At 73.7% G+C, this 15,285-nt stretch carries 10 protein-coding genes; all 10 read left to right on the forward strand.

Annotated features, from left to right (window positions below):
• A partial coding sequence (locus tag VE546_RS06340; protein ID WP_324919422.1) for a condensation domain-containing protein occupies positions 1–2,316 on the forward strand: 2,316 nt, incomplete at its 5' end.
• A gap of 1 nt (position 2,317) precedes the next feature.
• Entirely contained in the window at positions 2,318–3,946 is a 1,629-nt protein-coding gene (locus VE546_RS06345; protein ID WP_324919424.1) for a cyclic peptide export ABC transporter, read from the forward strand.
• Positions 3,947–3,965: 19 nt separating this feature from the next.
• Complete coding sequence (locus tag VE546_RS06350; RefSeq protein WP_324919426.1) at positions 3,966–4,691, forward strand: thioesterase II family protein; 726 nt, start codon at positions 3,966–3,968, stop codon at positions 4,689–4,691.
• Positions 4,692–4,733: 42 nt separating this feature from the next.
• Positions 4,734–7,607, forward strand: coding sequence for an amino acid adenylation domain-containing protein (locus VE546_RS06355; RefSeq protein ID WP_324919428.1), 2,874 nt, complete (start codon positions 4,734–4,736; stop codon positions 7,605–7,607).
• A gap of 42 nt (positions 7,608–7,649) precedes the next feature.
• Positions 7,650–8,642 carry a TauD/TfdA family dioxygenase gene (locus VE546_RS06360; RefSeq protein WP_324919430.1) on the forward strand — a complete coding sequence of 331 codons (993 nt, stop codon included), beginning with the start codon at positions 7,650–7,652 and terminating at the stop codon, positions 8,640–8,642.
• A 15-nt stretch (positions 8,643–8,657) separates the two neighbouring features.
• A complete protein-coding gene (gene mce / locus VE546_RS06365; RefSeq protein ID WP_324919432.1) occupies positions 8,658–9,137 on the forward strand; it encodes a methylmalonyl-CoA epimerase in 480 nt (159 codons plus the stop codon).
• Between the two features lie 38 nt (positions 9,138–9,175).
• Positions 9,176–9,670 (forward strand): hypothetical protein, encoded by a 495-nt coding sequence (locus VE546_RS06370; RefSeq protein ID WP_324919435.1) that lies wholly within the window; start codon positions 9,176–9,178, stop codon positions 9,668–9,670.
• 58 nt (positions 9,671–9,728) lie between these two features.
• Positions 9,729–12,158: a penicillin acylase family protein gene (locus VE546_RS06375; RefSeq protein WP_324919437.1), complete on the forward strand. Its 2,430-nt coding sequence runs from the start codon at positions 9,729–9,731 to the stop codon at positions 12,156–12,158.
• Positions 12,159–12,522: 364 nt separating this feature from the next.
• Entirely contained in the window at positions 12,523–13,587 is a 1,065-nt protein-coding gene (locus VE546_RS06380) for an NAD-dependent epimerase/dehydratase family protein (RefSeq protein WP_324919439.1), read from the forward strand.
• 67 nt (positions 13,588–13,654) lie between these two features.
• A complete protein-coding gene (locus VE546_RS06385; protein ID WP_324919441.1) occupies positions 13,655–14,836 on the forward strand; it encodes a geranylgeranyl reductase family protein in 1,182 nt (393 codons plus the stop codon).
• Positions 14,837–15,285 lie beyond the last annotated feature (449 nt).

Below are 15,285 nucleotides of genomic sequence, written 5' to 3' on the forward strand. Positions count from 1 at the left end.
GACGTCACGGCCTGGCAGTGCCGGCCCGGTGACGGGCCCGGACCGGTGCCGATCGGGCGTCCCATCGCCAACACCAGGATCCTGGTGCTGGACCGGCACCTGCAGCCGGTGCCGGTGGGCGTCCCCGGCGAGCTGCACATCGGCGGCGCGGGCCTGGCCCGCGGCTACCTGGACCGCCCGGAGCTGACCGCCGAACGGTTCGTGGAGGACCCCTTCGACCCCGGCGCCCGGCTGTACCGGACCGGTGACCTGGCCCGCCTCCGCGAGGACGGGGCGGTGGAGTTCCTCGGCCGCCTGGGCCGGCAGGTGCGCATACGCGGCCACCGGGTCGAACCGGCCGAGGTCGCGGCCGTCATGGCCGGGCACGAACGGGTCCGGGGAGCCGTCGTCGCCTCCGCCGCCGGACAGGAGACCGGTGATCCGCGGCTGGTCGCCTACGTGGGCCGCGACGGCACCACCGGGCCCGACCCCGACGATCTGGCGGCGTACGCCGGGGAGCGGCTGCCGGAGTACATGGTGCCCTCCGCCTTCGTCGTCCTGCCCGAGCTGCCGCTGACCCCCGAAGGCCGGACGGACACGGCCGCCCTGCCCGCCCCGGAACCCGCGACCGCCACGCCCGGGCCGGCCCGGGTGGAGCCCCGCGACGAACTGGAACAGCAGGTCGCCGCGGCCTGGCGGGAGATCCTGGGCGTGCGGGAGGTCGGCGTCCACGACGACTTCTTCGACCTCGGCGGCCACTCACTGCTGATGACCAGGCTGGCCGCGCGCCTGAGCTCGGCACACGGCCTCCACGTGCCCCTGCGGGAGCTGTTCGACAAGCCCACCGTGGCCCGGATGGCGGCCTGGATCGCCGAGCGGAAGGCGGCCGGGGAGACCGCACCCGATGCCATCCCCACCACCGACCGCGGCGCGGGCGTCCCGCTGTCCTTCGCCCAGGAGGAACTCTGCCTCCACCAGCCGGTCGACGCCGAGGACGCCTTCCACAACGCCACCACGGTGCTCCGCCTCACCGGCGACCTCGACGAGGACGCGCTGCGCCGGAGCCTGGACGCGATCGTGGCACGTCACGACGCGCTGCGCGCCCGTTTCGTCAGCCGCCCCGGGCAGCCGCCGGTCCAGCGGATCGCCGCGGACCCCGGCTGGCCGCTGGTCGGCGTCGACCTGCGCGACCGCGACGGGGCCACCCGCGACGAGGAGCTGCGCAGGATCGTCGCCGAGGAACAGAACCGCCCCTTCCGCATCGCGGAGGAACAGCCGGTGCGCGCCACGCTGATACGGCTGGCGGACGACGAGCACGTACTGGTCCAGGTGATGCACCACCTGGTCACCGACAACTGGTCCTACGGCGTGCTCTTCGGCGAACTGCGGGAGCTCTACACGGCCCACACGGCCGGGCGCGAGCCGGGACTGCCGGAACTCCCCCTGTCCTTCCCCGACTTCGCCGCCTGGCAGCAGCGGCAACTGGCCGAAGGGGCACTGGAGGAGCACATGGCGTACTGGCGCGACCAGTTGCGCGGCCTGCCCCTCACCCTGCGCTTCACCGCGCCCGCGCACCAGGCCGCCGAGGTGGCGACGGGCGCCACGCGGGGCTTCGTCCTGGGCGCCCCCGTCACCGAGTCCCTGAAGGGGGTGGGCCGGGAGGAGGGCGCCACCCTCTTCATGGTGCTGCTGGCGGCCTACGGAGTGCTGCTGTCCGCCTACTCGGGCAGCGACGACGTCCCGGTGGACTTCCCCGTGGCGGGCCGGGAACGGCCCGAGACCGAGCATCTGATCGGCTACTTCGTCAACCACCTCCTGGTGCGTGCGGACCTCTCGGGCTCCCCGACCTTCCGCGAACTCGTCGGCCGGGTCCGGGACCGCACGCTCGCCGCCTACGCGCACCAGAGCGCCCCGCTGTGGGCGCTGGACGGCGTCGTCGAGCCGGGCCACGACCCCACCGGGATCACCTTCAACCTGCTCAACGCCACGCTGCCCGCGCTGGACCTGCCGGGCCTGCGGGTGGCACCGATGGACCTCGGCCTCGGCAGCGACTACGTCTTCTCCGAGGTGGTGTCCGACTTCGAGCCCTCCGCGGTCGACCTGGCCCTCATCATGCGCGAGGACGACGCCGGTGAGCTGCGCGGCATGTGGCTGTACGCGCTGAAGCGCGTCGACGCCCGGGCGGTGGCGGCGATGATGCGCCGCTGGCCGTACCTCCTCGACCTGATCACCGCCGATCCGGACCGTGATGTCGGGGAGTTGCGGTGCCGTCTGCGGGAACCGTACGGCCCGGCCGCCGGCGCCGCGCCCGCCGAAACCGGTCAGGACCGTGACTGACATGGCGATGTTCCTCTACCTGCTGCGGTTCTCGCGGCGCCCTTTCCTGTTCGCCGTCCTCTCCGGCATTGCCAGCGGTGCCGCAGGTGCCGTTTTCATCGCCGTGGTCAACACGGCGCTCGGCCGGGCCGGCGCCGCCCCGGCGTCACTGGTGTGGACGTTCGCCGGCATCTGCCTCGTCACCGTCGCCACTCGTTTCCTCTCCCAGAGCATGCTGTTCCGGCTCTCCCAGAAGGTCATCCAGTCCCTGCGCCGCAGACTGGCGGACGCGATCGTGGACGCGCCGCTGCGCAGGGTGGAGAAGATCGGCACCCCTCGCCTGTACTCGGCCCTGGCGGACGACGTGGTGGTGATCGCGGACGCCCTTCCCGGTCTGCCCCTGGTGTGCTCCAGCGCGGCCTTCGTCGTCGTGAGTCTGGTCTACCTGGTGGCCGTCTCGCCCGCCGTGGCCCTGGTCACCCTGGTGACCACGGTGGCCGGCGTCGCCGTCTACCGGTTCCTCGCCGTCCGCGGCAGCCGGTACCTGCGGGCGGCCCGCGAGGACCAGGACCGCCTCTTCGAGCACTTCCGGGGACTCACCGAGGGCGTCAAGGAACTCAAGCTCGACCGGGCGCGCCGCGCCGCGCTCGTCGGCGACGCCCTGGACGAGACCGCCGACTCCTACCGGCGCCGCAGCGTCCTGGGGCTGTCGGTGTTCGAGGGTGCCGCGGGCAGCGGCCAGGCCGTCTTCTTCTGCCTCGTCGGGGTGCTGCTGTTCGCCTTCCCGGCCTACTCCGCGATCCCGGACAGGGCACTGGCGGACAGCGTCCTGGTGCTGCTGTTCCTGGTGTCCAGCCTGAGCGGTGTGCTCAACTGGGTGCCCGCGCTCGGCCGCGCGTCGGTCGCCCTGGGCACGATCGAGGAGAGACTGCGGTACCTGGAGTCCGCCGAGCCGGAGCGCCGGGCCGGCCCCGCCGACGAGCCGGCCGGCTGGAAGTGCGTCGAGTTCCGCGGTGTCACCCACGCCTACGCCGGGCCCGCCGGGGAGGAGTTCACCTTCGGGCCGGTGGACTTCACCTTCCGCCGGGGCGAGGTGCTGTTCGTCGTCGGCGGCAACGGAAGCGGCAAGACGACCCTCGCCAAGCTGCTGACCGGCCTGTACCCGCCTGAGACGGGGACGGTGGCGGTGGACGGCGTGCCCGTCACCGACGCCGGCCGCGACGCCTACCGGCAGCTCTTCTCCGCCGTCTTCTCCGACTTCCACCTCTTCGACACCCTGGCCGGCCTTCCCGACCGGGACCGCACGGAGAAGGCCCGTGAGTACCTGCGGCGCCTGCAACTGGACCACAAGGTCTCCATCGAGGGCGACCGGTTCTCCACGACCGCGCTGTCCCAGGGACAGCGCAAACGGCTCGCCCTCCTGACCGCCTACCTCGCGGACCGGTCCTTCTACGTCTTCGACGAATGGGCGGCCGACCAGGATCCGGTGTTCAAGGAGTTCTTCTACACGGAGATCCTCACCGAGCTCAGGGACTGCGGCAAGGCGGTCGTGGTGATCAGCCACGACGACCAGTTCTTCCACGTGGCGGACCGGCTGGTCCGCCTGGACTACGGCCGGATGCGGCAGGAGGAGGTTCCCGGTGCGCACTAGGTGGCTGGCCGGTCAGGACATGGACACACCGGCTTCGGTGCGGCTGTTCTGCCTGCCCTACGCGGGCGGCGGTGCCGCCGCCTACCGGGGGTGGACGGCCGCGTCGCCTCCCGGGCTGCACATCTGCCCGTTGGAGCTGCCCGGCCGCGGCAGGCGGATCAACGAGGCGCCCTTCACCAGGCTCAGACCGCTCGTCAGAGCCCTGACCGACGCCCTTGAGGACGTCCTGGACCGGCCCTTCGCACTCTTCGGGCACAGCATGGGCGCCCTGATCGCCTTCGAACTGGCCAGGGCCCTGCGCGCACGCGGGCTTCCACAGCCGGTCCACCTCTTCGTGTCCGGCGGCGCCTCCCCCGACGTACCGCGCACCCGCCCGGAGCTGCACGCCGCCACGGACGAGGAGGTGCGCAGCGAGCTGCGGCTCCTCAACGGCACTCCCGGGGAACTGCTGGACAACGCGGAACTCATGGAACTCATGCTCCCCACCCTGCGGGCGGACTTCTCCGTCCTGGAGACCTACGAGTACCGCGACGAACCGCCGCTCGCCGTGCCGATCACGGTTCTGGGCGGGACGGCGGACCCGACCGTCAGGCTCCCGTCCCTGCACGGGTGGCGCCGTCAGACCAGCGAGGGCTCCCGGCTGCTGCTGTACCCCGGGGACCACTTCTTCCTCCACACCTCGACGGACGCCCTCCTGACCGACATCGGGAACACCCTCTCCCGGCGTTTCTCCGCCACCCCGTAGGAGCCGACCATGCCAGGACAAGCCGCTGAACCCTTCACGCTCGTGAGCCGGAACAGCCGCGGGCGGCTGCCGGACGACGTCGTGGACGCGTTTCCGCTCACCCACGCCCAGACCGTCCTGCTGCAGCACGTCCCCGACCCGGGTGCGCCCCGGATCGCGGGATGCCGCGTCAGCAGGCTGCCCTACTCGGCGGACGCCCTGCGCACCGCGGCCGGTGCCGTCCTCCACCGGCACGAGGTGCTGCGCGTCACCGTCGATGTCACCGGCTGCCCCGAACCCCTGCAGCGGCTGCACGCCCGGGCCGCGGTGCCGGTGACCGAGCACGACCACCGGGGCCTGGAGGACGACGAACGGCGGCGGGCGTCCGCCGCGCTGCTCGATGCCTCGCGGACCGCCTCCTTCGACCTGCTCGCCGCCCCGCTGCTGCGCCTCGACGCCGTGCTGGAGGACCGGGAATGGGTCCTGCTCCTCGCCCTGCCGCGCATGCTCTCCCAGGTCGTCGGGGCGGACGCGGTGCTGGCGCGGATCATGGACGACTACCGTCGGGTGCTGGCCGGGCAGCGGCCGGCGAGCGGTCCGGTGACCCGGTACGCGCCCTGGGTGGCAGCGGAGCGCGAACGGCTGCTCGACCGCTCCGGCCGCGCCTACTGGCGTGGGGTGATCAGGGACAACGCGCCCTTCACCCTGCCCCGGGCCTGGGGCGGCGCGGCGGCGGCCGAAGGGCGTGCGGAGCGGACGGTGGACTTCTCCGACCTCACCGGCCGCCTGTCGGCGCTCGCGGCCGACGCCGGCGTCCCGCTGCGGACGGTGCTGCTGGCGGCCCACCTGAAGGTGCTGAGCATGCTCACCCCGGAACCCTCCTGCTACTCCCACGTGGTGTGCGGGCCGGGCGGCGGGCAGGGAGCGGGGGAGGAGGACGCCGAGGATCCGCTCCACCGCGTCACGCTGCCCCTGGCCATGGCGAGACCGGCCGGCACCTGGCGCGACCTGGTGGTGCGGGCCCACCGGGCGGAGGGAACGGTCCGGGAGCACCGGCACGTCCCCGTCGGGGCCGACGGGGCACTCGGCCTGCCGGTCCACGCCTCCTTCGAGTCCCGTCTGCCGCCCGCTCCCGGCGCGGCGGACGGCACCAGCCGCGCCGGGGGGATCACCGACCTGGTGCTCCGGCAGGGGTTCGACGAGCACCCCCTGGAGGTGGTGGTCCTGGACGGCCGGATCCGTCTCTCCCTGTGTCCGGAGACCATCGCACCGCCGTACCGGGACACCCTGGGCCGGATGTACCGGCTGGTGCTGGAGGGGATGGCAGCCGACCCCGGCGCGGACGCCGCCGCCGCGTGCCTGCCGCCCGAGGAGCGCCGGCTGGTGCTCCGGGACTGGGCGGTGGGCCCGGTGGCCGACCGCGGCACGGCCTCCGTGGTCGAACTGATCCGGGCCCAGGCGCAGGAGACCCCCGATGCGGTGGCCGTGCGGATGACCGGCGCCGCCCTCACCTACCGGGAGCTGGACCGGCGGTCCGACCAGCTCGCCCACCACCTGGCCGGCCTGGGCGCGGGACCGGACACCCTGGTGGGCGTTCACCTGGGACGGCCGGCCGACCTGCTGCCCGCGCTGCTCGGAGTCTGGAAGGCCGGGGCAGGCCACCTCCCGCTCGACCCCTCCCTCCCGGCGGAACGCAAACGCCAGATGCTCCACATGACCGGCCGCCCGCCGGTGGTCACCACCTCGGAGCACCGGTCCGCCCTGGCGGAGTCCGGCGCCGGGACACTGGTGCTGCTGGACGAGGAGGCCGAGAAGATCGCGGCCCAGCCCGCCTCGCCCGTGCCCGTGGAGATCGAGCCCTCCCACCTCGCCTACGTCATCTACACCTCCGGCTCCACCGGAGTCCCCAAGGGGGTGATGGTCCAGCACGGCGGACTGGCGAACTACCTGCGGTGGGCGGCGGAGGCCTACGCGGGACGGGGCACCGGGGGCGCGCCGGTCTTCTCCTCCATCTCCTTCGACCTGGGCATCCCCAACCTCTTCGCCCCGCTGATGACCGGGCAGAGCGTGCACCTGCTGCCCGACCCCTGCGAGACCGCGGACCTGGGCCGGCACCTGGCCGCTGGTGCCCCGTACAGCTTCATCAAGATGACTCCCGGGCACCTGGACCTGCTCACCCACCAGCTCACCGCCGAGGAGGCCCGCGGCCTCGCCGGCCTGGTGATCGCCGCCGGGGACTCCTTCCCCGTCTCGCTGGCCGCCCGGTGGACCGGCCTCGCGGGTCCCGACGGCACCGGGGTCGCCACCGAGTACGGGCCCACCGAGATCACCATCGGCAACTCCGGCCAGGTGATCGAAACGCTTCCCGGCACGGAGCTGGTCCCGCTCGGCCGGCCCATCCCGAACACCACCATGTACGTGCTGACCGACGACCTGGAACCGGTGCCGGTCGGTGTTCCGGGCGAGGTCTACATCGGCGGCTCCGGGGTGGCCAGGGGCTACCTGGGCCGGCCCGACCTGACCGACGAGCGCTTCCTGCCGGATCCCCACGGCCCCCGCGGCGCCCGCCTCTACCGCACCGGTGACCTGGCCCGCTGGCTGCCCGACGGCTCACTGGACTTCCTCGGCCGCACCGACAACCAGGTCAAGATCCGTGGCTACCGGGTCGAACTGGGCGAGATCGAGGCGAACCTCGGCCGGCACCCGGACGTCCGGGACGCGGTGGTGGTGCCACGCGAGCACGCGGTGGGCGACCTCCGTCTCATCGCCTACGTGGTACCGGCCGACGGCCGCACCCTGGACGGCCCGGGACTCCGCGCGTACCTGGCATCCGCCCTGCCCGACTACATGGTTCCCGTGGGTTTCGTCCGGATCGACCACATTCCCCTGACCGCCAACGGCAAGGTCAACGCCCGTGCGCTGCCCGACCCCGCCTGATACCGGGCCGCGGCGCACCCGCGCACCCAAGGAGGGACAACGATGACCATCGAGGACACGGCACCCGATGCACCCGAGGTGAGCACCTGCCGCCTGGATCTCACCCGGGCCGAGCAGACCGAACTCAGAGCCCTGGCCGAACAACTGGTGCGCACACCCCCCGGCCTGCTGGACGACCCGCGCTGGCTGACGCGGGCGCGGCATCTGACGTGCCACCTGCCGCGCCGGTTGTCCGAGGCGATCCGCAGCTTCCGGCACGACCCCGACGACGGGGGAGCGCTGCTCGTCAGCGGCCTTCCCATCGACCCGGAAGCCCTGCCGGAGACTCCCCGGCTCCCGGAGTCGGTGGACCGGACCGCCTCACCGCACAGCGCGGCCTCGGTCCTGATCGGACTGCACCTCGGTGAGCTCGTCTCCTACCGCCAGGAGAAGGGCGGGGCGCTGGTGCAGAACGTGGTCCCGGTACCCGGGCTGGAGAGATCGCAGAGCAACGCCGGCTCCGCCCCGCTGGAGTTCCACGTGGAGAACGTGTTCCACCCCTGTCGGCCGGACTACGTCGGCCTGACCTGCCTGCGCCCCGACCACGAGCAGAACGCCGGGACGCTTGTCTCCTCGATCCGGCACGTCCTGCCGCACATGAGCGAGACGGACCAGAAGGTGCTGCACCAGGCGCGCTTCGTGACCAGCCCGCCGCCGTCCTTCCGCACCGGCGCTCCGACGCCGGCCCACCCGGTGCTGGTCGGCAGCTGGGACGACCCCGACGTCCGCCTGGACTTCAACGCGACGAAGGCGCTGGACGACGAGGCCCGGCAGGTGCTGGAGCGAATGCGCGCCGTGGTGGCCGAGACGGCCCTGTCGGTGCGGCTCAACACGGGCGAGATGGTCATCGTCGACAACCGCCTCCTGATGCACGGCCGCGCCCCGTTCGTGCCCCGCTACGACGGCCGGGACCGCTGGCTGCAAAGAATCTTCGTCCACCTGGACAACCGCCGGACCAGAGAACACCGCGCGGGCAACGGCGCGGTCATCGACTGACGAGGAGCCAGCACCATGAGTCATTCGGCAACGGAGAACGGCACGGTCGCCACGCCACCGCTCGGGGACATCGGCCTGTTGCGCCTGGACCACGTCGGAATCGCGGTCCCCGACCTCGACGAGGCGATCGAAACCTACGAGCGGACGCTCGGCATGCGCTGCCTGCACCAGGAGGAGAACGTCGAACAGGGCGTGCGCGAGGCGATGATGGCGGTGGGCCCCGATCCCTCCGGCGGCTGCCTGCAACTGCTGGCCCCCCTGTCGCCGGACTCCCCGATCGCCGCGTTCCTCAACCGCTCGGGACCGGGCGTGCAGCAAGTGGCCTGTACCGTCCGCGACGTGGAGGCCGCCTGCGACACACTGCGTGCCCGGGGCGTCCGGCTGCTCTACGACAAGCCCCGTGACGGATCGGCCGGAACGAGGATCAACTTCGTACACCCCAAGGACGTCGGGGGCATCCTCATCGAGTTGGTCGAACCAGCATCCCCCGGATGATCCGGCGTCTCCGAACCGCCCCCACCGAAGGAGCCCCCATGACGGACCACCGCAACCGCACCGGACAGTCGCCGGTGCAGGCCCGGCCCGCAGCCGTCCGCAAGGCGGTCATCGCGATGTACGCCGCTGCGGCCCTCAGCGCGATCACCATCCTGGCCGTCATCCTCAACCAGGAGACCTCCGGCAACCTGGCCTCCCGGATGACGGACGCCTGGCCGGATTACAGCGCCAACCGCATCGAGGAGATCGAGTCGATCACCCTCACCTGGCTCTTCACCGTCGGCACGGTCCAGGCGGTCGGCTGGCTGCTGCTGGCCCGGACGAGCCGTGCGGGCAGGAAGTGGGTGCGCCCGGCGGCGCCGGCCCTCCTCGCCGCCGGGATCGCCATCACGGTCGTCCACTTCACCGAGCCCTTCCCGGCCCTGGTCACCGTCACCTGGGCGCTGCCCCACGTCGCCGGGCTGGCGGCGGTCGCGTTCCTGTGGCGGTCCGAGTCGTCGGCCTACCTCGCAGACCGTGGCGCCACCGCCTAGCACACACCGCTCCGCTTCTCCACAGCGCGTGGGAAGGCATCAGGGAGGGCTGAACACAATGCGCCAAAGTCGCCATCGGGCACGCCCGCTGCGCTCCGCGACCAGAGCCTTCCTGGGCACGCTGGTGGCCGGGACACTGCTGGCCGGGCCGGTGGACACGACTGCCGCGGCCGACGGCGCCCACGGCAGCAGGGCGACGCTCCGGTACACCGAACACGGCATCCCGCACATCCTCGCGGACAACTTCAGGGACCTGGGCTACGGATACGGCTACGCGGTGGCACGGGACAACATCTGCGAACTCGCCGACATCTTCCTGACCGTCGGCGCGGAGCGCTCCCGCCACTTCGGGCCGGGAGGAGCGGGGAACTCCACTCTCAGCTACGCGAGCAGCAACCTCGACAGCGACCTGTACTTCCAGCGGATCATCGACTCCGGGGTCGTGGAGCGGCTGGCCGCCCGGCCGGCGCCGCACGGTCCGCGGCCGGAGGTCAGGGAGATGGCCAGCGGCTACGCCGAGGGCTTCAACCGCTACCTCACCCGGATCGGCCGGGACAACCTCACCGACCCCAGGTGCCGCGGTGCCGCATGGGTCCGCCGGATCACCGAGACCGACGTGTACAGGGTCACCTACGCGCTGACCACCCTGTCGGGACAGGGGGCGCTGGCCGACGGCATCACCGCGGCGAAGCCGGCCGGCGCGAGCGGGCCGGCCGTGACCGACGCCGAGGCCGCCGGACGCCTCGCGGCCGGGTTCCGCGCCACCCGCGGCGACGGGGAGCTGGGCAGCAACGGCATCGCCCTCGGCGCGGACGCGGTGGCGGAGGGGAGCAGCGTGCTGATGGGCAACCCGCACTTCCCCTGGCGCGGCGCCGGCCGGTTCTGGCAGACCCACCTGACCGTTCCCGGCGAACTCGACGTGTCCGGTGCGGGGCTGCTCGGCACCCCTCTCCTCCAGAAGGGCCACAACGAGAACGTGGCCTGGACGCACAGCCTGTCCACCGCCCAGACCATCGGCCTGTACGAGGTGAAACTGGTCCCCGGCTCCCCGACCAGCTACCTGGTGGACGGTGAGCGCAAGGAGATGACCAGCCGGACGGTGCGGGTGCGGTTCAAGGGCGCCGACGGTGAACTGCACTGGGAGACCAGGACCTTCTACGAAACCGTGTACGGCCCCATGCTGACCTCCGTGACCGGAACGCCCCTGCCCTGGACCGGGGAGTCCGGCTACGCCCTGCGGGACGTCAACGCCACCAACATGCGCGCCCTCGACACCTGGTTCGGCATCGCCACGGCGGACGACACCGACGAGGTGCGGCAGGTGCTGGCGACCACCCTGGGCGCCCCCTGGGTCAACACCATGGCCACCGACCGGTACGGCGACGCCCTCTACGCCAACATCCAGGCCGTTCCGCACGTCACCGACGAACTGGCGGCGCGCTGCAACACCCCGCTGGGCCGGACGCTGTTCCAGGCCTCCGGGGTCTCCGTCCTGGACGGATCCGTCTCGTCCTGTCGCTGGGGGAGCGATCCGGACGCGCTGGAGCCCGGGATGCTCGGCCCCGGCCGCATGGCGGTGCTCAAGCGCCGCGACTACGTGCTGAACTCCAACGACAGCCCCTGGCTGGCCAACCCGAGGGCCCCGCTGACCGGCCACCCGCGCATCATCGGCGACACCGGCACCCCACGCAGCATGCGGACCCGCGAGGCGCTGGCCACCGTCGAGGAGGCCCTGTCGGGGGAGGACTTCGCCGGTTTCACCCGCGAGTCCGTGCAGGACATGCTCCTCGCCGGCCGCAGCAGGCTCGCCGTACTCGCCGCGGCCGACACCGCCCGGATGTGTGCCGCCTTCCCCGACGGCATGGCGCCCTCCTCCCAGGGGCCGGTCGACGTCGGCCGGGCGTGCGGGGCACTGGCCTCCTGGGACCACAGGTACACGCTGGACAGCCGGGGGTCGCTGCTGTTCCAGCGCTTCGGCATCCGGCTCGGGAAGATCACCGGCACCCTGTGGAACACCCCCTTCGACCCGCGGGACCCGATCGCCACTCCGCGCTCGCTGAACACCGCGAACCCGGCGGTCCAGCGGGCCTTCGGCGATGCCGCGGCCGAACTGCACGCCGCCGGCATACCGCTCGACGCGGAACTGGGCCGGTACCAGCGCGAGCCGCGCGGCGAAGAACGCATTCCGCTGCCCGGCGCGCCGGACGCGCTGGGCGTGCTCAACCTGACCAACCCGCAGTGGGATCCCCGGAGGGGAATGGTCGGCGTGCGTACCGGATCCAGCTACATACAGGTGGTCGGCTACGACGAGGAGGATCCCTGCCCCAGGGCGGCCACCCTGCTCACCTACTCACAGTCCTCCGACCCGGCCTCACCGCATTACGCCGACCAGACCCGGATGTACTCCGAAGGCAGATGGGTGACCGGGCGATTCTGCGAGAAGGACATCCTGTCCTCCCCGAACCTGGAGGTGGTCCACCTCTACTGATCCCCGCGCGGCCGGGTGCCGGGCGGCCCGTCCGGCACCCGGCCGCGCACGCTTCGCCCGCGAACGCCGGTGCCGGCCGGCGGCGTCGGAAGGGCACGCAGCCCTCAGCGGGCACGGCTACGCGGGTACTCCGGCACGAGCTGCCGGACCGGTGACACGCGGCGAGGATCCCGGCCCGGCGGCACCACCACGGCCGCCGGGGCGGGCCGGGCCGCAGGCGCCGCCGTCCTCCCCACCGTGGTGCTCCTCCCGACCCCGGCCCGGTGCCTGTGGTGCCGCCTTCACAGCGCGGACCCGGCGGGCCAGACGTGTGATTCGCGGTGGACGGCGTGGGTGCGGGCCGGCGGCGGGGCACCGATCCCGCATGCGCATCGTGGTCACCGGGGCGACCGGAAACATCGGCTCAGCCCTCGTACGACGCCTGCGTGCCGAGGGCACGCACCACCTCGTCGGCCTGGCCCGGCGGCTGCCCGACGGCCCCGACAGCCGCGGCGTCGACTGGCGCTCGGTCGACCTCAGCACCGAGGCCTGCCGCGAGACGCTCGTCGAGGCGTTCGACGGCGCGGACGCGGTCGTCCACCTGGCGTGGGGCTTCCAGCCGTCCCACGACCTCACCTACCTCGCCGAGCTCGGCATCGGCGGCACCCGCCGCGTGCTCCGGGCCGTCGCCGGGACCGGCGTCCCGCACCTGGTCCACATGTCCTCGGTCGGCGCCTACTCACCGAAGAAGGACGACCGCCCGGTCGACGAGTCCTGGCCCACCGGGGGCGTGCCCAGCTCGCGGTACAGCCGGCACAAGGCGGCGGCCGAGCGCCTCCTCGACCGGCACGAGGCCTCCGGCACCGGCACGCTCGTCACCCGCCTCCGGCCGGGGATCGTCGGGCAGCGCGCCGCAGGCAGCGCCCTGCTCCGGTACGGCGTGCCCGCCTTCGTGCCCGCCGGGGCGCTCGGCCTGCTGCCGGTCCTGCCGATGGACCGGAGGCTGACCATCCCGATGGTCCACACCGACGACGTCGCCGAGGCGATCGCCGCGGTGCTCCACCAACGCGCGGGCGGTCCGTTCAACCTCGCCGCCGACACGCCCGTGACCGCGGCGGTCATCGCGGACGCGCTCGGCGCCAGGCTGGTGCACGTGCCCTCCGCGGTGGTCCGCGCCGCCATGTCGGCCGCCTGGCACGCGCGCCTGCAGCAGGTCGACACCGGATGGCTCGACATGGGCTTCGCGCTCCCGATGCTGGACACGGCCCGCGCCCGCACGGAACTCGGCTGGGCCCCGGGCAAGGACGGCCCGGAGGTGTTCGCCGAGGTGGTCGAGGGCATGAAGGAGGCCGCGTCCGGCAGGACGCCCGTACTGCGCCCCCGCACCGTGCTCGGCGCGCTGGGCGCTGCGATCCGCCGCGGACCGGCCGCGGTGCGGCGGCGCCCGTGACCGCCGTCGCGGTCCCGGCGGCCCGCCCGGGCGTCGTACGGTCCGTGCCGTCCGTGGTGGCCGGCTGATGGCGTCGGCACCCGCCCACTGGGACCTGGTGGTGGTCGGCGCCGGGCCGGCCGGCGCCGCCACCGCCCTGGGCGCGCTGCGCGCCGACCCGGGCCTGCGCGTCGCCCTCCTGGACCGGGCGGACTTCCCGCGGGACAAGGCCTGCGGCGACGGGGTGGCCCCGCACGTCCTCGACCTCCTCGCCGAGGTCGGCGTCACCGGCGTCGTCGACGACCGGATTCCGGTCGGCCGTCTCCGCCTCGGCCGCGACGGCCTGGTCGCCGAGCGGCGGATGGCCCGCCCGGCGTGGGTGGTGCCGCGCCGGGTCCTCGACGCCCGGTTGGTCGACGCGGCGGTCGCCGCCGGTGCCCGGTTCCTCCGGCACCGGGTCCGGGACCTGCGGCAGTACACCGACGCGGTGGTCCTCGACGGGGAGATCTCCGCCGCGGTCGTCGTCGGCGCCGACGGCGCCCACTCGGCCGTCCGACGCGCGCTCGGCCGGCCCCGCGGTCCGATGGCCCTGGCGCTGCGCGGCTACGCCCCGGTCGCACCCGGGCGGCGCGGTACGCAGGTCATCGAATTCGGCACCCGGCACCAGCCGTCGTACGCCTGGTCCTTCGACCGTGGTGACGGCCTCGCGAACGTCGGATACGGCGAAGTCCTCCACCGGGGCCGTCCGGCGCCGACCCGCGGCCGGCTGCTGGAGCGCCTCGATGCGCTCCTGCCCGGCGCGACCGGGGCCGGGCGGCACTGGGTCGGGCACCACCTGCCGCTCTCGACGGCGCGCTGGCGCCCACCGGCCGACCGCGTGCTGCTCGTGGGCGACGCCGCCGGCCTGGTGAACCCGCTGACCGGCGAGGGCATCTACTACGCCGTGGCCACCGGCATCGCGGCCGGCCGTGCCGTGGCCGCGGCACGGCGTGAGGGACGACCCGAGCAGGCGGGGGAGCGGTACGCCCGCGCCACCCGCCGGATGCTGCTGCCCCACCTGCGTCACACCGCCCTGGCCGCCCGGCTCGCCCGCAGCCGCCCCGTCGTCGAGGCCGGGCTGCGCGCCTCGGCCGCCGACCAGCGCGTCTTCGACGGCCTCGTCGAACTCGGCCTCGCCCGGGGCCGGCTCACCCCCACCGTCGTGTTCGGCCTCGGCCGGGCGCTCGTCGCACCCGCCCGCCCGGCCGGGCGAATCCGGGAACCGGCATGATCCCGCACGTCCCCGGCGGCGGCACCCCGCCCGAGGGCACGGTGCACGGTCGACCACGGCGTCATCGAGGGGTTCCACCGCAACGCGTGCGCCGAGACCCGGCACACCGTGCTCCCGCCGGAGGAGCACGCCCGGCTTGGGACTCCGGCCAGCCGAACGGCATCTTCACCCCGGTCGGCGTCGAGCCCGGCGGCGTCGCGGCCACTGCCCTGGCCGAAGCGGCGCCACCCGGCCGGAAGAAGCAGCCGCATCCCCGTACGGACCCTGGACGGCGGGGCCGATGCCCGCCCCGCGCCGCATGTCCCCCGGCGCTCCCGGTCGCAGGAGGGACAGCGGCTGCGCTGACGCCTGCCGCGCCCTCCCGCGCCTTCGGGTGTGCCGGTGCCCGCCCGCTGCCGTACACCGGCTGCCGGGGGAGCAGGGCGCCCGCGGTGTCCGGCCGGGGCGCA

The organism is Streptomyces sp., from assembly GCF_035644915.1.
GTDB lineage: Bacteria > Actinomycetota > Actinomycetes > Streptomycetales > Streptomycetaceae > Streptomyces.